Source organism: Chryseobacterium jejuense (assembly GCF_900100075.1).
GTDB classification, from domain to species: Bacteria; Bacteroidota; Bacteroidia; order Flavobacteriales; family Weeksellaceae; genus Chryseobacterium; species Chryseobacterium jejuense.
The window spans coordinates 64,374-83,316 of record NZ_FNEG01000002.1; the positions used below are offsets into that span (position 1 = coordinate 64,374).

An 18,943-nucleotide genomic window follows, 5' to 3' on the forward strand; every position below is an offset into this window, starting at 1 on the left:
TTCGTAGAATAAAAAAGCTAGCCCAAACAATTTGTGACAGGCTGATCCAATACAGTGGATTGTTTATAATTTTCTCTCCATCAAAATAATAATTCTTTTTCAGCAACCATGATAGCGAAACAATTATATAATAGAACGAGATAATGAAACCTAATCTTAAATCGAAAATATTATTTAGAAGATCTATTTTCAATATATAGATAAAGAAAAAACAAAATACTGAAAGAATAATGAGAAAAATATTCCACCGTTTCTTATCCCAATACAAATAGTTAAAATATAAAATAGAGAAGATAATATAAAAGTTAAAACGTATAGCATTCGGCTCATCTACTTTTAATATTTTTTCTGCAAAGCCCATTACAACATCTACTAATAAGGTTGCTAACAGGTATATAAAAAAGAAACTTTGGGAATAAAATTTCTTTCTTATTCCCAAAGTAAAAAATAATATTGTAAGCGTTAATAAACTGCAGCAATATATATAATAAAATATGGTTAAGGCCATAAACTGGTTATATCAGAAGGGTTGCTAAGAGAAATTACCGTGCCTCCACCATCTTCAGTTTCAAAACAATATTGCATCGCGATGGAAAGCCTGCCAAGCCGTTTTTTATATTCAGCATCAAGAACTGACTCTTTTATTCTTTTAAAAATAATAAAACTTATTTTTACATATTTGAAATGATCCCATATAGCAGAATAATATTTAGAGGAATTAAAATTAAATAAAGCTATATCATCTTTTTCATAAGATACAATTCGGGTATTAACCATGTTCGTCTTTCCATTAATATAATCTCCAAGTCCCAATTCATAATTTTTCTTTTCATTAAGATAGTCAATCGGTGTTGTTGATTTAACCAGATTATATACTTTCATTCCCCCAATCTCGATTCCATCCAGACTATACACTTCATCCCCTGAATCAAGAGATGCAACAAGATCTGATAAATGGAGCATTAAAGAAATATTGTTTTCTCTTTCTATAAAGCAGAAATTGGCATTTCTTTTTGAAGACTTTAAAATAATATCGATAAGTGTCTTGTCAACTATAATAGAATCAATAAAAGAAACTTCATCTTTATTTTTTAAAAGTTTAAATTCATCTGTTAATTTGATAAAATCACCCTCCGGAATAGGAGTTACAGCAAAAGCCTGAAGAAGAATTTTTGGCATTTCTTCTATTGCCGGTTCAAAAAAAAGTTCTGATAGTTTGGTTTTCATAATGTCTCAGTTTTTAAAATGGTTAAATTTATTAATAGCCTCCACTTTATTACTGACGTGGAGTTTTCTGTACATATTTCCAACATGCTTTTTCACGGTATCTATGCTGATACACTTTTTATCGGCAATTTCTTTATAAAGAAGTCCCTGTGAGAGCAATTCAAGAATTTCCTTTTCTCGATTTGTAAGTTCTTCCAAGCCTTTAATTTCGGGCAGTTTTCTTTCAAAATGCTGCAATACTTTTCGGGCAATAGAAAAACTCATGGGAGCACCTCCATTATAAACATCCCGGATTGACGAAAGAATTTTATCCATGCTTTCTCCCTTAACAAGATATCCCATAGCCCCTGCTTTTAAAGAATTAAAAATCTTTTCATCATCTTCAAAACTGGTGCACATGATGAACTGGGTTTCCGGCATTTCTTTTTTGAGCTTTTCAATGATTTCAATACCCAGCATATCTTGCAGCTGGATATCCATCATCACAACATTGGGGGAAAGGTCAGGAAGGTTTTTCAAAGCATCATTGCCATCGAAGAATTGGGCAACAACTTTCATATCCTGTTGATAATTGATCACCTTCTTCAACGCATTGTTGTAGTTTTTTTCGTCTTCTACTATGGCGATGGAAATGCTCATGTCTTTTTATTTGAAGCAAATTTCAACAGAAAACAGATAGGAGTCAATTACACTTTTGGGTAATCTTTAAGTTTGAGTGTATCGTTATGGTTAGCTTTTGATCTTATTAAAATTAATTATTTTTCTGTTTCAAAACCTTATTTTTTTAATAAATTTTAACAAATCAATCTATCATGGTACTGATAATGATTTCGTTACTAAAACTAGGGGATGATTTTCGTATTATTAAAAGAAAAAGAGAAATTATTTGTGTAAAAAACAGCAAAAATTTATCATATTGTAAGGCATGATTTTTGTAAAATTAAAAGGTAAAAATCATATTGAATATCAAATAATATAATCATGAAAAAAAGTCTTTTAACACTGGGCGCTGTTCTTACATTAACTGTAATCAGCTGCAAAAAAAGTGAAGGTGGAAATAAGAGTATCATTAAAACAGACAGCTCAACAACAGTAGTTACGGATAACAACGGAAAAGTTGATTCTGTAACCCAGAGTTCATCAACAGTTGACGTTAACGGTCAGAAAACTGAAAAAACGGATTTTGTATATAAAGCCACTGATGGTACATTGGTGAAAGTAATATTCAAAAATGATCCGAAAGAAAGTACAGTGGCCATTACCAGCAACAAGAAAACATTCACCCTTATTAAGACAGAAACCAAAGGAGACGAAACCATCTATAAGAAAGATGACATGACAGTAAGGGTAAAAGGAGACAGTCTTCATTTGGAACAAGGGAACAATATCATTCCGTTAAAAAGAACTAAGATTTAAATTAGCTTAATAGTAAAAAATTTTGATTACTATATCTAGGATAAAAATAAAATCCGTTCAGAATTCTGAACGGATTTTATTTTATTTTTTAATTACCTTTTCAAGGTATGTTTTACTATGGGTAGTAATTTTTACAAAGTAGTTTCCTTTCGCAAGATCAGAAATATCTATGGAGCTTCCTTTAGGAGAATCTATATTCTTGAACACTCTCCCTGCCATATCAACTACTACGATATTCTTTATTTGTTCTTTATTACTATCAAAAAACAAAACAGAAGAAGTAGGATTGGGATAAATTCTCATTTTATGATTGGTTTCGATTCTTGCATCATGGGTCGACAAAGTTCCGTTTACCAAATCCAATGCATAAAATCCATACGATGCTGTTCCTATTATATAGTCTTTATTAATGGCGAACTTCCCCATATTTGCTCCGGTCAAATATAATAATTTGGTTTCCAATATTTTTTGCCAGGATACTCCATAATTTGTTGTTTTCCAAACACCCCCTTTATAGACTCCATAACCCATGCCATCATCAAAAATTTCAAAATCTTTAAACGATGATGTCCAGTTATTATTTATAAACCATGTGTTTCCAAGATCAACAGAACAGTACTGCCCTACATATATCCTTGATGAATTTCCAAAAACAATATCTCTGGGTTGATCAAATACTCCCGGAAAGTTAATGACGGTCCAAGTTATACCACCATCAATTGTTTTCATCATTTTTTCACTAGTAAGAAGAAATCCTACATTGTTATCCACAAACTTCATTACTCTCACATGTCGTCCTACTTCAAAAGGAGTTGACCATCCTGTAGTTGCATTGTAAGTAGTAACATATCCTTTATAAGAATTTGCATTGTCTCCTCTCGTTGCTATTGCGAAATCACCATTAGGTTTCATTGCAAGTGCACCTGTTAAAGGATACGGAATATTTTGGGCAGTCCATGTTAAACCGCTATTTTGTGTTCTCCAAAATTCATAGGAATTATTACGAATTCCAATTCCTTTACCGTTAGAAAGTATACTTAAAGGACCGATGGGCACATTAGAAGGCATATACTTCCAGGTCATTCCTTTATCTACTGAGACGTAACCTCCCACTGCTGCCAAATGTTTAGATGCATAAGCATTATTATACATTAAGCCTCCGCGAAGAATCCATTTGACATTTGTAGGAATCCAATTAACAAGATCTGTACTTTTAAAAATAGAATGGTTTATTTCATCACTTGTTTCATTATCTGTACCCAAAAGAAATTTTCCTCCACTTACTGCCAGAGAAGTAAAGATATAGTATGAAGAAGGATAGATAAGAGTTGAATCCCATACTTCCCCTGTAAGTGTTCTATATAATTTGTTTGGAATACCAAGTCCAACAGCGACGAATTCATTATTATAAACCTTAATATCATTTAGCCAAGGAATATTTGCAGTCATCCAAGTAGTTCCACCATCCAATGTATATTTGGTAGTTCCATCATCCAGAGTAGCAATACCGTTTAGTGCATTCTTAAAAATAACTTTCCAAAATTTACCAGTGATTTCACTTACCTTAATCCAGGTCTGACCTCCATCCGTTGATTTAAAAATAAAGCTATTACCGGCTGTTCCCTCATTCACACAATATCCTGTATTTGTATCTGTAAAGAATAAACTGGTAATTTTATCTGCATAAACAGTAGGTACACTATAGATATTCCACGTTACCCCGCCATCTGTAGATTTCATGATTTTACTATTGTAGGTACTAATGAAAATGGTGTTATCATTGAGAACAAACAATGCCTGAGGAAAATAGGAACTAGGCAGGGGGTGAGAAGTACCCGGAGTAGAGAATTTAGGATCAGTAACGATCAGATCGAATCCTATTACAGCATATCCTCTATTGTTATGAATCGTAAAATCTCTTACCTTACTCATCTCATTGATTTGACGCCATGTTTTACCATCATTTTCAGTGATCAACAGATCATCATAATCGTTTCTTTTTTTTACCAAGTAACTTCCATCTGGTAAAATTTCCATCTTCATCACACTCTCTCCTTTTAAAAATGGTGTAGTAAGCTGCCAATCCGTATTCAATGACTGGCTGGAAAATAAAATACAGCATAGTATTGCTGTCAAAAGTAATATTTTTTTCATAGTTATAGTTTTTAAACAAAAGGAGCTTGTAGTAAACTACAAGCTCCTTTAAAATATTTTGAAGTGTAAAACTTATTATTCTTCAGTTTTTTCTTCAGTAGTGTCAGCTTTAGCTTCTTCTACTTTTTCTTCTACTACTGGAGCATCAGCAACAACTGCTGCTTTAGCTGGTGTAGATCTTCTGCTTCTTCTTGTAGCTTTTTTCTCTTCAGCATTAGGGTTGTAAAGCTCGTTGAAATCTACTAATTCGATAAGAGCCATATCAGCAGCATCACCTGGTCTGAAACCTGTCTTAATGATTCTTGTATAACCACCGTTTCTTTCAGCGATTTTAGGAGCTACAGTTCTGAATAATTCAGCAACCGCAAATTTATTTTGAAGGTAAGAGAATACTACTCTTCTGTTATGTGTAGTATCTTCTTTTGCTTTTGTTAATAGAGGCTCAACATATACTCTTAAAGCTTTAGCTTTAGCTACAGTAGTGTTGATTCTTTTATGCTCAATTAGAGAACAAGCCATATTAGAAAGCATCGCACTTCTGTGAGATGAAGTTCTTCCTAAGTGATTGAATTTTTTACCGTGTCTCATTATTAATTATTTATCAGCGTCTAACTTATATTTTGCAACGTCGAAACCGAAGTTAAGACCTTTTGAATGCACTAATTCTTCTAGTTCTGTCAAAGATTTTTTACCAAAATTTCTGAATTTCATCAAATCAGACTTACTGTAAGAAACCAATTCTCCAAGAGTTTCTACTTCAGCTGCTTTTAGACAGTTAAGGGCTCTTACAGAAAGATCCATATCTGCTAATTTAGACTTAAGTAATTGTCTTGTGTGAAGAGTTTCCTCATCATATTGGATAGATGCTTTTACAGCTTCAGTTTCAAGCGTGATTCTCTCATCAGAGAATAACATGAAGTGATAAATTAATATCTTAGAAGCTTCTGTTAAAGCATTCTGAGGGCTAATAGACCCGTCAGTTTCTATATCTAATACAAGTTTTTCGTAGTCTGTTTTTTGCTCTACACGATAATTTTCAATGCTGTACTGTACTTTCTTGATCGGCGTGAAAATAGAGTCAATAGCAATAGTACCTACAGGTGCATTGTTTGACTTATTTTGTTCTGAAGGAACATATCCTCTACCTTTTTCAATATTGAAAGTAATTTCGAAAGTTACATCAGTATTTAGGTTACAAATCATTAAATCCGGGTTTAAAACCTCGAATCCGTTGATCGATTTTCCTAAATCTCCAGCAGTAATAATCGTTTGACCTGAAACTTTAGCAACAACCTGCTCGTTAGCCTGGCCTTCTGCTGAAGCTTTTAATCTAACCTGCTTTAGGTTAAGAATAATTTCGGTAACGTCTTCGATTACTCCTGGAATGGTTGAAAATTCGTGCTCTACACCTTCTATTTTGATAGATGAAATAGCGTATCCTTCCAGAGAAGAAAGCAACACTCTTCTCAAAGCATTACCGATTGTAAGCCCGAAACCTGGTTCTAAAGGTCTGAATTCAAATTGACCTTTAAATTCATCAGAGTTAAGTAAAATTACTTTATCGGGTTTTATGAATTGTAAAATTGCCATATTATTGGGTTGAGCAAAAATTTGATTAAAAAATTATTTAGAGTAAAGTTCGACGATAAGGTTCTCCTTGATGTCTTCCGGAATTTGGATTCTTTCAGGAGCAGAAATGAAGGTACCTTCTTTCTTCTCATCGTTGAATTGTAACCACTCATAGTTTGACTTAGAAGCCAATGCATTGGTAACAACTTCAAGAGACTTAGACTTTTCTCTTACAGCGATTACATCACCAGCTTTTACCAAGTAAGAAGGGATATTAAGAATCTCTCCGTTCACAGTAATGTGTCTGTGAGAAACTAATTGTCTTGCACCAGATCTAGTTTTAGCAAAACCTAATCTGTATACAACGTTATCCAATCTTGATTCACAAAGTTGTAATAGAACTTCCCCTGTTACTCCTTTGCTTCTGTGTGCTTTTTCAAATAAGTTAGCAAACTGTCTTTCTAAAATACCGTAAGTATATTTAGCTTTTTGTTTTTCAGCTAACTGAACTGCATATTCTGATTTTTTAGCACCTCTTCTTTTGTTAGGACCGTGTTGTCCTGGCGGTTGGTTTTTTCTCTTTTCGAAGTTTTTGTCATCTCCGTAGATTGCAGCACCAAACTTTCTAGCAATCTTAGTTTTAGGTCCAATATATCTTGCCATAATGGGTAAATTCTAAAAATTAAACTCTTCTTCTTTTTGGTGGTCTACATCCGTTGTGTGGCATTGGAGTCACATCAACGATCTCGCTAACTTCAATTCCTGAATTGTGAATAGATCTGATAGCAGATTCTCTACCTGCACCTGGACCTTTCACAAACACCTTTACTCTTCTTAAACCAGCTTCGTGAGCTACAGCAGAGCAATTTTCAGCTGCCATCTGAGCAGCAAATGGAGTATTCTTTTTAGAACCTCTGAATCCCATTTTACCGGCAGAAGCCCAAGAGATAACCTCTCCGTTTTTATTTGTTAAAGAAATGATGATGTTATTGAAAGAAGCCTGAATATGCGCTTCACCAATAGCTTCAACTTTTACTTTTCTCTTCTTAACTACTTTAGTTTGTTTTGCCATAATTCCTAACGATTATTTACTAGCTTTTTTCTTGTTAGCAACAGTTTTTCTCTTTCCTTTTCGGGTTCTAGAGTTGTTTTTCGTTCTCTGGCCTCTTAAAGGTAATCCAAGTCTGTGACGTATTCCTCGTTGGCATCCTATGTCCATTAATCTCTTAATGTTCAATTGCACTTCAGATCTTAATTCTCCTTCTACTTTTACGTTTTCTGAGATATAAGTTCTGATGGCAGCCAATTCATCGTCATTCCATTCGTTGACTTTTTTGTCTTCGCTGATACCGGCAGCTTTAAGGATTTCAGAAGAAGTATTTCTTCCAACACCATAAATGTAAGTTAAACCGATAACTCCTCTTTTGTTTTTTGGTAAATCAATACCTGCAATTCTCGCCATAATTTAATTAACCTTGTCTTTGTTTAAATTTTGGGTTCTTCTTGTTGATTACGAATAGTACACCTTTTCTGCGTACGATTTTGCAATCAGCGCTTCTTTTTTTAATTGATGCTCTTACTTTCATTTTGATAGTATTTATTTTTTACAAATGCCAAATGGAATGAGAATTCCATTTGGCTAATTGTTTTAATATCTAAATGTGATTCTCCCTTTTGTTAAATCATAAGGAGACATTTCTAGTTTTACCTTATCACCAGGTAAAAGTTTAATATAGTGCATTCGCATTTTACCAGAAATATGAGCAATAAGTATATGCCCATTCTCTAGTTCTACACGGAACTGAGCGTTCGAAAGTGCTTCCGTTATAACGCCATCTTGTTCAATATGTTTTTGTTTTGCCATAAATTAATATCCAGTCGTTCTAGACAGTTTAGACTGCATTAAGCCATCATAATGATGGTTCAGCAGATATGTATTAATCTGTTGAACTGTATCTAAAATTACACCTACCATAATTAATAGTGACGTTCCCCCGAAAAATAGGGCAAACGCATCTGTCTGAACAAAGCTTCCATGCACAATTGCTGGAAGGACTGCAAAGATAGATAAAAAAATTGCACCTGGCAAGGTAATTTTTGATAAAATATCATCTAAATAATCTGCTGTCTCTTTTCCGGGTCTTACTTTCGGTACTAAACCTCCATTTCTCTTCAAATCATCAGCCATTTGGTTCACCGGAATTGTAATTGCAGTATAGAAAAACGAGAAGATAATAATTAATAGCGCAAACAATACATTGTACTGCCAGCTAAAAACATTCTTGAAACCTGCAAGAAAAGTGTTAGACTCATCGAATTTTGTTAATAGTCCTGGTACGAACATCAATGCCTGAGCAAAGATAATCGGCATTACACCAGCAGCATTTACTTTCAATGGAATCCATTGTCTCGCGCCCTGCATAAGATTCTTGTTTACACCTCCTCTTGCTTGAGCTCTGCTTACATACTGAATTGGAATTTTTCTAACAGCCACTGATAAAATCACTGCTAAAAGAACAACCAACATCCAGAATAATACTTCAATAAGGATCATGATAGATCCCATTCCTCCTTTTCCGTTCTGCACGGCCATCTCCTGAACGAATGCCTCAGGTAATCTTGAAAGAATCCCCACCATAATAAGGATAGAGATACCATTTCCGATTCCCTTATCGGTAATCTTTTCACCTAACCACATTGCAAACACTGAACCACCTACCAGGATAACAATACTTGGCAGCCAGAACATGATTGAATTTGGTTCTACAAAATATGCAGATTGGAATTGAGCATACGGTAAGAATAATTGAGTAATAGAAGTTAAGTAAGAAGGTGCTTGTACCAGACAAACCCCAATCGTTAACCATCTTGTAATTTGGTTCAATGTATTTCTACCTGACTCTCCATCTTTCTGAAGCTTCTGAAGATAAGGAATAGCCATCCCCATCAACTGAACAATAATAGAAGCAGAAATATAAGGCATGATTCCTAACGCCATTACGGAAGCGTGGCTGAAAGCTCCCCCCGTAAACGACGAAAGCAAGCCAAGGAGACCTGCTCCTTGCTTGTTACCGCCTTGATTTTTATAATGCTCTAAGAGATCTCCCACCTCTGCAAGGTTAATTGCGGGAAGTGAGATATAAGATGCGAATCTATACACAAGGATAATACCTAAAGTGAAGAGAATTTTATCTCTCAATTCTTTAAGACTCCAAATATTTTTAAGTGTTTGTATAAATTCTTTCATTAGTAAGTATTATAAGGTAATTGCTTTTCCACCTGCTTTAGCAATAAGCTCTTCAGCAGATTTAGTGAATTTGTCAGCAGAGATTGAAACCGCAGATTTCAATTCTCCTCTACCCATAATTTTCACTAATTCGTTTTTAGAAACTATCCCGTTTGCTACTAAAACTTCTTTCGTGATCTCTCCAGTGATGGATTTGTTCTCGATTAAAGTTTGGATAGTATCAAGGTTAACTCCTCTAAACTCTTTTCTGTTTACGTTTTTGAATCCGAATTTAGGTAATCTTCTTTGTAAAGGCATCTGTCCACCTTCGAAACCGATCTTCTGAGAATAACCAGCTCTAGCTTTCTGACCTTTGTGTCCTTTTGTTGAAGTACCTCCTTTTCCAGTACCTTGTCCTCTACCAATTCTTTTTGAATTGAATGTAGAACCTGCTGCTGGTTGTATATTGTTTAAATTCATTTTAATTTCTCTTTTATAAAATTATTTTTGAACTTCTAGTAAGTGACCTACAGCAGCGATCATTCCTAAGATAGAAGGAGTCGCTTCATGTTCCACAACTTGGTGAAGTTTTTTTAATCCTAATGCTTCAAGCGTTCTCTTTTGGGTTTTTGTTCTACCAATAGCGCTTCTTACTTGCTTTACTTTAATTGTTGCCATTGTTTTATCTATTAACCGTTAAACACTTTACTTAGAGAAACTCCTCTCATTCTTGCGATCTCTTCAGGTCTTCTGATATCTAATAACGCTTTGAAAGTAGCTTTCACTACGTTATGAGGGTTAGAAGATCCTTTAGATTTTGAAAGGATATCGTGAATACCAGCTGATTCCAATACCGCTCTTACCGCACCACCTGCGATAAGTCCTGTACCATGAGAAGCAGGTCTTAAGAAGATATCTGCACCACCGTATCTAGCAGTAGTTTGGTGAGGAATAGTGTGGTTCATTACAGGAACTTTAACAAGGTTTTTCTTAGCGTCTTCAACTGCTTTAGCAATTGCAGAAGCAACCTCTTTAGATTTTCCTAAACCAAAACCGATAATACCTTCTTCATTCCCTACTACAACAATAGCAGAAAATCCGAAAGCTCTACCTCCTTTAGTTACTTTTGTTACTCTGTTAACAGCTACGAGACGATCTTTTAATTCTAATCCTCCCGGTTTTACTCTTTCTATATTATCTAGTCCTAACATATTTTCCGAAATTTAATGATTAGAATTTAAGTCCACCTTCTCTCGCACCATCAGCTAGAGCTTTTACTCTACCGTGATATACGAAACCGTTTCTGTCAAATACAATACTTTCGATTCCTGCAGCGATAGCTTTAGCAGCGATAGCTTTACCAACAGCAGCAGAAATTTCAGTCTTAGTACCTTTAGCGTCTACACCTTTTTCTCTAGAAGAAGCTGATGCTAAAGTTTTACCATTTTTATCGTCGATTAACTGAGCGTAAATTTCCTTATTACTTTTGTATACAGATAATCTTGGCAATTCAGAAGATCCAGAGATTTTCCCTCTTACTCTTCTTTTGATTCTTATTCTTTTTTCTAATTTACTTAATGCCATAATACTTATAATTTATTAAGCAGATTTACCAGCTTTACGTCTAACAATTTCTCCTACGAATCTTACACCTTTTCCTTTGTATGGCTCAGGCTTTCTGAAAGAACGGATCTTTGCAGCTACCATTCCTAGAAGTTGGTTGTCGTGAGACGTTAAAGTAATAATTGGGTTTTTACCTTTTTCAGTCAATGTATCAACTTTTACTTCGCTAGGAAGTTCTAATACGATACCGTGAGAGAATCCTAAAGCTAACTCAAGTTTTTGACCTGCGTGTGAAGCTCTATATCCTACCCCTACTAGTTCTAGTTTCTTTTCGAAACCTGTATTTACACCAACAATCATGTTGTTGATTAACGCTCTGTATAAACCGTGAAGCGCTTTGTGTTGCTTAGAATCAGATGGTCTGTTTACATTAAGTTCACCATCTTTTTGTTCTAAAGTAATTCCTGCTGTAAGCTCTTGAGAAAGTTCTCCTTTTGCTCCTTTTACAGTTACTACACCGTTATTTTCAGTGACTGTAACTCCAGCTGGAATTGTTATAATTGCTTTACCAATTCTTGACATTTTCCTCTGATTAAAAATTAATAAACATAGCAGATTACTTCACCGCCTACTTTCTCTTCTCTAGCTTTCTTGTCAGTCATTACTCCTTTAGAAGTAGAGATGATAGAAATACCCAAACCGTTTAGTACTCTTGGAAGTTCAGTAGAACCTTTGTACTGTCTTAAACCTGGTCTTGAAGCTCTTTGGATAGACTTAATAGCAGGTTTGTTAGTTTGCTTATCGTACTTTAAAGCGATTTTGATCACTCCTTGAACAGCGTTATCTTCAAACTTGTAGTTTAAGATATACCCTTGATCAAATAGGATCTTAGTAATCTCCTTTTTGATTTTCGATGCAGGAATTTCCACCACTTTGTGGCCTGCGCTTTGTGCGTTCCTTACTCTTGTTAGGAAATCTGAAATTGGATCTGTTACCATTTTTCTTTTATAAATTATTGGTTAAAGAACAATCAGTTTTGAAAAGACTTGAAGAGAACAATATCAGACGTCAGAAATCTTCGGTCTGATATTATTATTCTTTAGTATCTCGACAACTTAATTGTCCCGATTTTTAATTAGTAATTATTACCAACTAGCTTTTCTTACACCTGGGATAAGACCGTTGTTAGCCATTTCTCTGAAAGTTACTCTGGAAATACCAAACGTTCTCATGTATCCTCTTGGTCTACCTGTTAGTTTACATCTGTTGTGTAATCTTACAGGAGAAGCATTTTTCGGCAATTTTTGAAGTCCTTCGTAATCACCAGCTTCTTTAAGAGCTTGTCTTTTAGCAGCGTATTTAGCAACTAGTGCTTCTCTTTTGCGCTCACGCGCTTTCATTGATTCTTTAGCCATTTCTTAGTTCTTTTTAAATGGTAAACCGAAGTGAGTTAATAATGCTTTAGCTTCTTTATCTGTTTTCGCAGTAGTTACGAAAGTGATGTCCATCCCTTGGATTTTTTTCACTTTGTCAATTACGATTTCAGGGAAGATAATTTGCTCAGTAATACCTAAGTTGTAGTTACCTCTACCATCGAAACCATCTGCTTTGATACCAGAGAAATCTCTGATACGTGGTAAAGCAGAAGAAGTAAGTCTGTCTAAGAACTCATACATTCTGTGAGCTCTCAAAGTTACTTTAGCACCTACAGGCATACCTTTTCTAAGTTTGAATGCAGCTTCGTCTTTCTTAGAGATCGTACCTACTGCTTTCTGACCTGTGATGTTTGTAAGTTCTTCTACAGCATAATCGATAATTTTCTTATCTGCAGTAGCGTCTCCTAAACCTTGTGATACAACGATTTTCTCTAATCTAGGTACTTGCATAATTGACTTGTACCCGAATTCTTCCATCATTGCAGGAACAATTGTCTCTCTGTATATTTTTTTGGGTCTTGCTATAAATTCCATGTTAATTCAAATTATAAAGTTTCACCCGTTTTTTTGTTGATTCTTACTTTCTTATCTCCTTCGATTTTGTAACCGATTTTGATAGCTTTTCCGTCTTTACCAACTAAAGCTATGTTTGAGATATGGATAGAAGCTTCTTTTTCAACGATTCCTCCTTGAGGGTTAGAAGCTGAAGGCTTAACGTGCTTTTTGATGATGTTAAGTCCCGCAACAATTACTCTAGGGTCTCTTCCTTCTTTCTTAATCACTTCAATAACTTCACCAGTCTTACCTTTGATATCTTTCTTACCAGTAGTAATGATTACGTTATCTCCTCTTTTTATTTTTAACTTTGACATTTCTTTAAAAAATTTTAAAAATTAAAGTACTTCAGGAGCTAATGAAATGACTTTCATATATTCTTTGTCTCTCAACTCACGAGCAACAGGTCCGAAAACACGTGTTCCTCTCATTTCTCCCGCTGCGTTTAGTAATACACAAGCATTGTCGTCGAATTTGATGTATGAACCATCTTTTCTTCTTACTGCTTTTTTAGTTCTTACTACTACAGCTTTAGATACCTGACCTTTTTTTGCGTTTCCTGATGGTGTAGAATCTTTGATCGTAACAACGATTTTATCACCAACTGAAGCATATCTTCTTCTGGTTCCTCCCAGAACTCTAATAACTAGTACTTCTTTAGCACCTGTGTTATCAGCAACTTTTAATCTTGATTCTGTTTGTAACATTATTACTTAGCTTTTTCAATGATTCTTACTAATCTCCATCTCTTGCTCTTGCTCAAAGGTCTAGTTTCTTGGATAAGAACTGTATCACCTTCTGTGCATTCGTTGTTCTCGTCGTGTGCAGTATATTTTTTCGTTTTCAAAACGAATTTACCGTACATCGGGTGCTTTACTCTTGTAGTTTCACTAACAACAATAGTTTTTTCCATTTTATTGCTGGAAACCACTCCGATTCTTTCTTTTCTTAAATTTCTATCCATTGTAAAATGAAATTATTGTTTGTTAGTTAACTCAGTGTTTAGTCTTGCGATTGCTTTTCTCAAATCTCTGATTTGAATCGGGTTTTCAATTGGGCTGATTGCATGAGCCAACTTCAATTTAGAATATTGAGCTTTTGCTTCAGTTAATTGAGCTTGAATATCACCCGCGCTTAAATTTTTAATATCAGCTTTTTTCATTGTATTCAAAGATTATAGAGGTTTAACAAAATCGTTAGCAACGATGAATTTAGTAACTACTGGTAATTTTTGTGCAGCAAGTCTTAAAGCTTCCTTAGCGATTTCGTAAGGTACACCTCCGATTTCGAACATAATTTTACCTGGTTTTACTACAGCTACCCAGTATTCAACAGCACCCTTACCTTTACCCATACGTACTTCCGCTGGTTTCTTTGTAATTGGCTTATCTGGGAAGATTTTGATCCATAGTTGACCTTCTCTCTTCATATATCTTGTCGCAGCAATACGAGCAGCTTCAATTTGTCTTGCAGTGATCCAAGCCCCCTCAGTTGCTTTGATCCCAAAAGTTCCGTAAGCAAGTTGACTACCTCTTTGGGCATTCCCCTTCATCTTCATCTTGTGAACTCTACGGAATTTGGTTCTTTTTGGTTGTAACATAATTTCTAAATTTTAGATTTTAGATTTTAGATTTTAGATTTTTTTTAATTTTAAAAAAGTAACGGTAATTTAAAATTCAAAATTTCTAATCTAAAATTTTAATTATTATTGTTATTGTTGTTGTTTTTTCTAGGTCTTCTGTTGTCTCTGTCTCCTCCTCTGTTTCCTCTGTCTGACTGACCTCCTTTTTTCTGTTGTCCCACTAGTGGAGAAAGTTCTCTTTTACCGTAAACTTCACCTTTCATGATCCAAACTTTCACTCCTAATCTACCGTAAGTAGTGTGAGCTTCTGCCCAGTGGTAATCGATATCAGCTCTGAAAGTTGACAATGGAATTCTTCCTTCTTTGAAAGATTCTGATCTTGCCATTTCAGCTCCGTTCAATCTACCAGAGATTTGAACTTTGATACCTTCAGCACCCATTCTCATAGTACTTGCCATTGCCATTTTAACAGCTCTTCTGTAAGAAATTCTGTTTTCAATTTGCTTAGAAATACTATCAGCAACTAGTACAGCATCTAATTCAGGTCTTTTGATTTCGAAAATGTTGATTTGAATATCCTTACCTGTAAGTTTCTTCAATTCTTCTTTCAATTTATCAACTTCCTGACCTCCTTTACCGATGATAAGTCCCGGTCTAGCAGTAGTAATTGTAACTGTAACTAATTTAAGTGTTCTCTCAATATAAATTTTTGAAATACCACCTTTAGATAATCTAGCCTCAAGGTATCTTCTGATTTTGTAGTCTTCTGCGATTCTGTCTCCATAATCGTTTCCACCAAACCAGTTAGAATCCCATCCTCTGATGATACCTAATCTATTACCAATTGGATTTGTCTTCTGTCCCATACCTTGATTAATTTTCTTTATTACCTAAGATTAATGTAACGTGGTTAGATCTTTTTCTGATTCTATACCCTCTACCTTGTGGAGCTGGTCTTAGTCTCTTCAATTGTCTTGCACTATCCACGAAGATTTCTTTAACGATAAGGTTTGCTTCTTCAATATCAGCACCTTCGTTTTTTGCCTGCCAGTTTGCCATAGCAGAAAGAAGTAATTTCTCTAACTTGTTAGATGCATCCTTCTTTGAATATTTTAGGATATAAAGAGCTTTATCTACCTGTTCTCCTCTAATGATATCAACTACTAATCTCATTTTTCTTGGAGAAGATGGGCAATTATTTAATGAAGCTTTTACAACGTCTTTGTTAGCTTCTTTTCTTGCGATTGAACTATCTTGTTTTCTTGATCCCATGATTATCTGCTTCCTTTGTTTTTGTTACCACCATGACCTCTGAAAGATCTTGTTGGAGAAAATTCGCCTAACTTGTGACCAACCATGTTTTCTGTAACATAAACTGGGATAAAAGATTTCCCGTTGTGTACAGCAATAGTTTGTCCTACGAAGTCCGGAGAGATCATCGATGCTCTAGACCAAGTTTTGATAACTGTCTTCTTACCAGACTCTATATTTGCCTGAACCTTCTTATCTAAAGTATGATGAATGAACGGTCCTTTCTTAAGTGATCTTGCCATAATTATTTTCTTTTAGATACGATGTAACGGTTAGACACTTTGTTTTTCTTTCTAGTTTTGTAACCTTTAGACGGCATACCGTTTCTAGATCTTGGGTGACCTCCTGAAGAACGTCCTTCACCACCTCCCATTGGGTGATCTACTGGGTTCATTACAACCGCTCTTGTTCTAGGTCTTCTTCCTAACCATCTGCTTCTACCAGCCTTACCTGATACAGTCAATTGGTGATCTGAGTTGGAAACTGATCCAATCATTGCATAACATTCAGTAAGGATCATTCTTGATTCTCCTGAAGGCAATTTGATGATTGCATATTTACCATCTCTAGAAGTCAATTGAGCTGAAGAACCAGCACTTCTTGCTAAAATTGCACCTTGACCAGGCTTCATTTCAACACAAGAAATTACAGTACCTAATGGAATGTTTTTCAACTTCATTGCGTTCCCTACATTTGGCTCTACACTGTCACCAGAAATTACTTTCTGATCAACTTTGATACCGTTTGGAGCGATGATATATCTCTTCTCTCCATCAGCATATTCTAATAAAGCGATAAATGCAGTTCTGTTTGGATCGTATTCTACAGATTTTACAGTTGCTTCAACGTTTGGTTTGTTTCTCTTGAAGTCAATAATTCTGTATTTCTTTTTGTGTCCACCTCCGGTGTAACGCATGGTCATTTTACCAGTTTGGTTACGTCCACCTGACTTACTAATACCAACTGTTAGAGATTTCTCTGGTTTGTTGGTAGTAATTTCTTCAAAATTGTTTACAATTCTGAATCTCTGTCCCGGGGTGATAGGTTTTAATTTTCTAACAGACATTACTATTATTTATAATTAATAATTAATTTACAGCAAAAATATCGATAACCTCACCTTCAGCAAGTTTGATTACCGCTTTTTTCAATTTGTTTGTCTTTCCTACTTGAAGACCTTTTTTAGTGTACTTTGAAGAAACCTTCGGAGCATAAATCATTGTGTTAACGTCTGCTACTTTTACACCGTAAGCTGCTTCAACAGCTTTTTTGATCTGGATTTTATTCGACTTAGGGTTAACTAAGAAAGAATAAGTACCTCTTAAATCTGTAAGGTAGTTAGCCTTTTCTGAAATAACTGGTTTAATAATAATAGACATGACTTATTTCTTTAAATTTTCCTGGAATTTTTCAACTGCACCTTCTAAGAAAATGATCTCACCAGCGTTTACTAAATCGTAAGAACTGATTTCGTTGAAGTTCATTACTTTAGTTTTAGGTAAGTTTCTTGAAGATAAATACACATTCTTGTTAGCTTCAGGAAGAACGAATAATGATTTCTTACCGTTAAGTTCCAATGCATTTAATACATTGATGAAATCCTTAGTCTTAGGAGCACCAAAGCTCAAATCTTCTAAAACTTTAATGCTGTTGTCTCTCATTTTCTGAGATAAAACAGATTTCTTAGCTAATCTCTTAAGAGCTTTGTTCAATTTGAATCTGTAGTCTCTTGGTTTTGGTCCGAATACTCTACCTCCACCTCTGAAAGTTGGAGATTTAATATCACCATATCTAGCAGATCCTGATCCTTTTTGCTTCTTAAGCTTTTTAGTAGAAGCAGTAATTTCGCTTCTTTCTTTTGCTTTATGAGTTCCTTGTCTTTGTGCAGCAAGGTACTGTTTAACTTCTAAGTAAACCGCGTGCTGATTTGGCTCAATTCCGAATACTGTTTCGTCTAGAGTTACTTTTCTTCCGGTCTCTTTTCCTGATGTATTTAATACTACTAGTTCCATTTTCTGATAATTACATAAGAATTTTTAGCTCCCGGAACAGCACCTTTTACTACTAAAAGATTTTGTTCTTGATCAACTTTTAACACTTGAAGGTTTTGAACAGTTACCTGCTCACCTCCCATTCTTCCAGCCATTCTCATCCCTTTGAATACTCTTGAAGGGTCTGAACCAGCACCGATAGAACCTGGAGCTCTAAGTCTGTTGTGCTGACCATGAGTTGCCTGCATTACACCTCCAAATCCGTGTCTTTTAACAACACCTTGGAAACCTTTACCTTTAGAAGTTCCTGTTACATCTACATATTCACCTTCGATGAATAGATCAACTTTCACTTCCTCTCCTACTTTAGCATCTGAGAATCCATCGTGGAATTCTACTAATTTAGCTTTAGGAGCAGAACCAGCCTTTTTAAAATGACCAGCTAACGCTTTACCAACGTTCTTCTCACTCTTGTCATCGAAACCTAATTGAACAGCTGAATAACCGTCAACTTCTAAGGTTCTGACCTGTAAAATCGAGCATGGACCAGCTTGAATAACTGTACAAGGAATGTTTTTTCCTTCTTCGTTAAACAAAGACGTCATACCGATTTTTTTACCAATAATACCTGACATTGTTTATATTATAATAAAATTTATCCTTTATTTTTTTCCATTTTTCGGAAGTCTGAAGTGATTTCTACTTTTGATATAGGCACACTACGCTCCTAAAATGAGTGTGCAAATTTATGAATAATTTTGTAACCGACAAATATTTTGAGTAAAATATTTTGATTTTTAATCATTTAGATCATTTTCAGAAAAAATAACCGGTTTCCAAAATTGAATCTAATATAAAAAATACACATTTCTTCCTCATTGCTAATTCCAGCAATTCAAAGCCAACAGCTATC

General features: G+C 34.9%; 32 protein-coding genes. 1 reads left to right on the forward strand and 31 read right to left on the reverse strand.

What is annotated here, in order from left to right; translation table 11 throughout:
* Positions 1–498: 498 nt before the first annotated feature.
* Complete coding sequence (locus BLS98_RS05870; RefSeq protein WP_089734585.1) at positions 499–1,227, reverse strand: hypothetical protein; 729 nt, start codon at positions 1,225–1,227, stop codon at positions 499–501.
* Between the two features lie 6 nt (positions 1,228–1,233).
* Entirely contained in the window at positions 1,234–1,866 is a 633-nt protein-coding gene (locus BLS98_RS05875; protein WP_089734588.1) for a response regulator transcription factor, read from the reverse strand.
* A 342-nt stretch (positions 1,867–2,208) separates the two neighbouring features.
* On the opposite strand from BLS98_RS05875, the gene BLS98_RS05880 reads away from it, so the two are divergent.
* Entirely contained in the window at positions 2,209–2,643 is a 435-nt protein-coding gene (locus BLS98_RS05880) for a hypothetical protein (protein WP_089734590.1), read from the forward strand.
* Positions 2,644–2,724: 81 nt separating this feature from the next.
* On the opposite strand, the gene BLS98_RS05885 is transcribed toward BLS98_RS05880, so the two are convergent.
* The 29 genes from BLS98_RS05885 to rplC form a co-directional block, all read right to left on the reverse strand.
* Positions 2,725–4,797: a T9SS type A sorting domain-containing protein gene (locus BLS98_RS05885; RefSeq protein ID WP_089734591.1), complete on the reverse strand. Its 2,073-nt coding sequence runs from the start codon at positions 4,795–4,797 to the stop codon at positions 2,725–2,727.
* 75 nt (positions 4,798–4,872) lie between these two features.
* Positions 4,873–5,385, reverse strand: coding sequence for a 50S ribosomal protein L17 (rplQ, locus tag BLS98_RS05890; protein WP_089734593.1), 513 nt, complete (start codon positions 5,383–5,385; stop codon positions 4,873–4,875).
* Between the two features lie 6 nt (positions 5,386–5,391).
* Positions 5,392–6,387: a DNA-directed RNA polymerase subunit alpha gene (locus tag BLS98_RS05895; protein WP_089734595.1), complete on the reverse strand. Its 996-nt coding sequence runs from the start codon at positions 6,385–6,387 to the stop codon at positions 5,392–5,394.
* Positions 6,388–6,420: 33 nt separating this feature from the next.
* Entirely contained in the window at positions 6,421–7,029 is a 609-nt protein-coding gene (gene rpsD / locus BLS98_RS05900) for a 30S ribosomal protein S4 (protein ID WP_045491111.1), read from the reverse strand.
* A 19-nt stretch (positions 7,030–7,048) separates the two neighbouring features.
* The gene (gene rpsK / locus BLS98_RS05905) at positions 7,049–7,438 is read right to left on the reverse strand and encodes a 30S ribosomal protein S11 (RefSeq protein WP_034694697.1); all 390 of its coding nucleotides are present in this window, start codon (positions 7,436–7,438) and stop codon (positions 7,049–7,051) included.
* Positions 7,439–7,450: 12 nt separating this feature from the next.
* Positions 7,451–7,828, reverse strand: a complete 378-nt coding sequence (rpsM, locus tag BLS98_RS05910; RefSeq protein ID WP_034738759.1) for a 30S ribosomal protein S13 — start codon at positions 7,826–7,828, stop codon at positions 7,451–7,453.
* A gap of 7 nt (positions 7,829–7,835) precedes the next feature.
* Positions 7,836–7,952: a 50S ribosomal protein L36 gene (gene rpmJ, locus BLS98_RS05915; protein WP_007839480.1), complete on the reverse strand. Its 117-nt coding sequence runs from the start codon at positions 7,950–7,952 to the stop codon at positions 7,836–7,838.
* Between the two features lie 62 nt (positions 7,953–8,014).
* Positions 8,015–8,230 (reverse strand): translation initiation factor IF-1, encoded by a 216-nt coding sequence (infA, locus tag BLS98_RS05920; protein ID WP_034684855.1) that lies wholly within the window; start codon positions 8,228–8,230, stop codon positions 8,015–8,017.
* A gap of 3 nt (positions 8,231–8,233) precedes the next feature.
* Entirely contained in the window at positions 8,234–9,613 is a 1,380-nt protein-coding gene (secY, locus tag BLS98_RS05925) for a preprotein translocase subunit SecY (RefSeq protein ID WP_045491124.1), read from the reverse strand.
* A 9-nt stretch (positions 9,614–9,622) separates the two neighbouring features.
* Positions 9,623–10,072 carry a 50S ribosomal protein L15 gene (gene rplO / locus BLS98_RS05930; RefSeq protein WP_089734597.1) on the reverse strand — a complete coding sequence of 150 codons (450 nt, stop codon included), beginning with the start codon at positions 10,070–10,072 and terminating at the stop codon, positions 9,623–9,625.
* A gap of 21 nt (positions 10,073–10,093) precedes the next feature.
* Complete coding sequence (gene rpmD, locus BLS98_RS05935; protein WP_027371710.1) at positions 10,094–10,270, reverse strand: 50S ribosomal protein L30; 177 nt, start codon at positions 10,268–10,270, stop codon at positions 10,094–10,096.
* Between the two features lie 11 nt (positions 10,271–10,281).
* Positions 10,282–10,803: a 30S ribosomal protein S5 gene (gene rpsE, locus BLS98_RS05940; protein WP_045491132.1), complete on the reverse strand. Its 522-nt coding sequence runs from the start codon at positions 10,801–10,803 to the stop codon at positions 10,282–10,284.
* 19 nt (positions 10,804–10,822) lie between these two features.
* A complete protein-coding gene (gene rplR / locus BLS98_RS05945; protein WP_077413597.1) occupies positions 10,823–11,176 on the reverse strand; it encodes a 50S ribosomal protein L18 in 354 nt (117 codons plus the stop codon).
* Between the two features lie 15 nt (positions 11,177–11,191).
* Positions 11,192–11,737, reverse strand: coding sequence for a 50S ribosomal protein L6 (rplF, locus tag BLS98_RS05950; protein ID WP_045491138.1), 546 nt, complete (start codon positions 11,735–11,737; stop codon positions 11,192–11,194).
* A gap of 17 nt (positions 11,738–11,754) precedes the next feature.
* Complete coding sequence (rpsH, locus tag BLS98_RS05955; RefSeq protein ID WP_034694686.1) at positions 11,755–12,153, reverse strand: 30S ribosomal protein S8; 399 nt, start codon at positions 12,151–12,153, stop codon at positions 11,755–11,757.
* A 147-nt stretch (positions 12,154–12,300) separates the two neighbouring features.
* On the reverse strand, positions 12,301–12,570 hold the full coding sequence (gene rpsN, locus BLS98_RS05960) for a 30S ribosomal protein S14 (RefSeq protein WP_002983233.1): 270 nt from the start codon (positions 12,568–12,570) through the stop codon (positions 12,301–12,303).
* 3 nt (positions 12,571–12,573) lie between these two features.
* Entirely contained in the window at positions 12,574–13,125 is a 552-nt protein-coding gene (gene rplE / locus BLS98_RS05965; RefSeq protein WP_089734598.1) for a 50S ribosomal protein L5, read from the reverse strand.
* An 11-nt stretch (positions 13,126–13,136) separates the two neighbouring features.
* Positions 13,137–13,463, reverse strand: coding sequence for a 50S ribosomal protein L24 (gene rplX, locus BLS98_RS05970; protein WP_045491145.1), 327 nt, complete (start codon positions 13,461–13,463; stop codon positions 13,137–13,139).
* Between the two features lie 21 nt (positions 13,464–13,484).
* Positions 13,485–13,853: a 50S ribosomal protein L14 gene (rplN, locus tag BLS98_RS05975; protein WP_002661337.1), complete on the reverse strand. Its 369-nt coding sequence runs from the start codon at positions 13,851–13,853 to the stop codon at positions 13,485–13,487.
* A 2-nt stretch (positions 13,854–13,855) separates the two neighbouring features.
* Entirely contained in the window at positions 13,856–14,110 is a 255-nt protein-coding gene (gene rpsQ / locus BLS98_RS05980; protein ID WP_027371715.1) for a 30S ribosomal protein S17, read from the reverse strand.
* Positions 14,111–14,122: 12 nt separating this feature from the next.
* Entirely contained in the window at positions 14,123–14,308 is a 186-nt protein-coding gene (gene rpmC, locus BLS98_RS05985) for a 50S ribosomal protein L29 (protein ID WP_089734600.1), read from the reverse strand.
* A gap of 12 nt (positions 14,309–14,320) precedes the next feature.
* The gene (gene rplP / locus BLS98_RS05990) at positions 14,321–14,746 is read right to left on the reverse strand and encodes a 50S ribosomal protein L16 (protein ID WP_042720939.1); all 426 of its coding nucleotides are present in this window, start codon (positions 14,744–14,746) and stop codon (positions 14,321–14,323) included.
* 98 nt (positions 14,747–14,844) lie between these two features.
* On the reverse strand, positions 14,845–15,594 hold the full coding sequence (gene rpsC / locus BLS98_RS05995) for a 30S ribosomal protein S3 (protein WP_034694675.1): 750 nt from the start codon (positions 15,592–15,594) through the stop codon (positions 14,845–14,847).
* A 7-nt stretch (positions 15,595–15,601) separates the two neighbouring features.
* A complete protein-coding gene (gene rplV, locus BLS98_RS06000) occupies positions 15,602–16,000 on the reverse strand; it encodes a 50S ribosomal protein L22 (RefSeq protein ID WP_045491150.1) in 399 nt (132 codons plus the stop codon).
* A gap of 2 nt (positions 16,001–16,002) precedes the next feature.
* Positions 16,003–16,281, reverse strand: coding sequence for a 30S ribosomal protein S19 (gene rpsS / locus BLS98_RS06005; RefSeq protein ID WP_002983209.1), 279 nt, complete (start codon positions 16,279–16,281; stop codon positions 16,003–16,005).
* 2 nt (positions 16,282–16,283) lie between these two features.
* On the reverse strand, positions 16,284–17,105 hold the full coding sequence (rplB, locus tag BLS98_RS06010; protein ID WP_089734602.1) for a 50S ribosomal protein L2: 822 nt from the start codon (positions 17,103–17,105) through the stop codon (positions 16,284–16,286).
* Positions 17,106–17,127: 22 nt separating this feature from the next.
* On the reverse strand, positions 17,128–17,418 hold the full coding sequence (gene rplW / locus BLS98_RS06015; RefSeq protein WP_089734604.1) for a 50S ribosomal protein L23: 291 nt from the start codon (positions 17,416–17,418) through the stop codon (positions 17,128–17,130).
* A gap of 3 nt (positions 17,419–17,421) precedes the next feature.
* Positions 17,422–18,051, reverse strand: a complete 630-nt coding sequence (rplD, locus tag BLS98_RS06020; RefSeq protein WP_047096820.1) for a 50S ribosomal protein L4 — start codon at positions 18,049–18,051, stop codon at positions 17,422–17,424.
* Positions 18,042–18,665 (reverse strand): 50S ribosomal protein L3, encoded by a 624-nt coding sequence (gene rplC / locus BLS98_RS06025; protein WP_045491158.1) that lies wholly within the window; start codon positions 18,663–18,665, stop codon positions 18,042–18,044. The genes rplD and rplC overlap by 10 nt, the downstream gene beginning before the upstream one ends.
* Positions 18,666–18,943 lie beyond the last annotated feature (278 nt).

Coding starts and splice junctions, on each gene's coding strand:
- BLS98_RS05870 (WP_089734585.1), bottom strand. CDS start 1,227: ATGAAAACCAAACTATCAGAACTTTTTTTTGAACCGGCAATAGAAGAA.
- BLS98_RS05875 (WP_089734588.1), bottom strand. CDS start 1,866: ATGAGCATTTCCATCGCCATAGTAGAAGACGAAAAAAACTACAACAAT.
- BLS98_RS05880 (WP_089734590.1), top strand. CDS start 2,209: ATGAAAAAAAGTCTTTTAACACTGGGCGCTGTTCTTACATTAACTGTA.
- BLS98_RS05885 (WP_089734591.1), bottom strand. CDS start 4,797: ATGAAAAAAATATTACTTTTGACAGCAATACTATGCTGTATTTTATTT.
- rplQ (WP_089734593.1), bottom strand. CDS start 5,385: ATGAGACACGGTAAAAAATTCAATCACTTAGGAAGAACTTCATCTCAC.
- BLS98_RS05895 (WP_089734595.1), bottom strand. CDS start 6,387: ATGGCAATTTTACAATTCATAAAACCCGATAAAGTAATTTTACTTAAC.
- rpsD (WP_045491111.1), bottom strand. CDS start 7,029: ATGGCAAGATATATTGGACCTAAAACTAAGATTGCTAGAAAGTTTGGT.
- rpsK (WP_034694697.1), bottom strand. CDS start 7,438: ATGGCAAAACAAACTAAAGTAGTTAAGAAGAGAAAAGTAAAAGTTGAA.
- rpsM (WP_034738759.1), bottom strand. CDS start 7,828: ATGGCGAGAATTGCAGGTATTGATTTACCAAAAAACAAAAGAGGAGTT.
- rpmJ (WP_007839480.1), bottom strand. CDS start 7,952: ATGAAAGTAAGAGCATCAATTAAAAAAAGAAGCGCTGATTGCAAAATC.
- infA (WP_034684855.1), bottom strand. CDS start 8,230: ATGGCAAAACAAAAACATATTGAACAAGATGGCGTTATAACGGAAGCA.
- secY (WP_045491124.1), bottom strand. CDS start 9,613: ATGAAAGAATTTATACAAACACTTAAAAATATTTGGAGTCTTAAAGAA.
- rplO (WP_089734597.1), bottom strand. CDS start 10,072: ATGAATTTAAACAATATACAACCAGCAGCAGGTTCTACATTCAATTCA.
- rpmD (WP_027371710.1), bottom strand. CDS start 10,270: ATGGCAACAATTAAAGTAAAGCAAGTAAGAAGCGCTATTGGTAGAACA.
- rpsE (WP_045491132.1), bottom strand. CDS start 10,803: ATGTTAGGACTAGATAATATAGAAAGAGTAAAACCGGGAGGATTAGAA.
- rplR (WP_077413597.1), bottom strand. CDS start 11,176: ATGGCATTAAGTAAATTAGAAAAAAGAATAAGAATCAAAAGAAGAGTA.
- rplF (WP_045491138.1), bottom strand. CDS start 11,737: ATGTCAAGAATTGGTAAAGCAATTATAACAATTCCAGCTGGAGTTACA.
- rpsH (WP_034694686.1), bottom strand. CDS start 12,153: ATGGTAACAGATCCAATTTCAGATTTCCTAACAAGAGTAAGGAACGCA.
- rpsN (WP_002983233.1), bottom strand. CDS start 12,570: ATGGCTAAAGAATCAATGAAAGCGCGTGAGCGCAAAAGAGAAGCACTA.
- rplE (WP_089734598.1), bottom strand. CDS start 13,125: ATGGAATTTATAGCAAGACCCAAAAAAATATACAGAGAGACAATTGTT.
- rplX (WP_045491145.1), bottom strand. CDS start 13,463: ATGTCAAAGTTAAAAATAAAAAGAGGAGATAACGTAATCATTACTACT.
- rplN (WP_002661337.1), bottom strand. CDS start 13,853: ATGTTACAAACAGAATCAAGATTAAAAGTTGCTGATAACACAGGTGCT.
- rpsQ (WP_027371715.1), bottom strand. CDS start 14,110: ATGGATAGAAATTTAAGAAAAGAAAGAATCGGAGTGGTTTCCAGCAAT.
- rpmC (WP_089734600.1), bottom strand. CDS start 14,308: ATGAAAAAAGCTGATATTAAAAATTTAAGCGCGGGTGATATTCAAGCT.
- rplP (WP_042720939.1), bottom strand. CDS start 14,746: ATGTTACAACCAAAAAGAACCAAATTCCGTAGAGTTCACAAGATGAAG.
- rpsC (WP_034694675.1), bottom strand. CDS start 15,594: ATGGGACAGAAGACAAATCCAATTGGTAATAGATTAGGTATCATCAGA.
- rplV (WP_045491150.1), bottom strand. CDS start 16,000: ATGGGATCAAGAAAACAAGATAGTTCAATCGCAAGAAAAGAAGCTAAC.
- rpsS (WP_002983209.1), bottom strand. CDS start 16,281: ATGGCAAGATCACTTAAGAAAGGACCGTTCATTCATCATACTTTAGAT.
- rplB (WP_089734602.1), bottom strand. CDS start 17,105: ATGTCTGTTAGAAAATTAAAACCTATCACCCCGGGACAGAGATTCAGA.
- rplW (WP_089734604.1), bottom strand. CDS start 17,418: ATGTCTATTATTATTAAACCAGTTATTTCAGAAAAGGCTAACTACCTT.
- rplD (WP_047096820.1), bottom strand. CDS start 18,051: ATGGAACTAGTAGTATTAAATACATCAGGAAAAGAGACCGGAAGAAAA.
- rplC (WP_045491158.1), bottom strand. CDS start 18,665: ATGTCAGGTATTATTGGTAAAAAAATCGGTATGACGTCTTTGTTTAAC.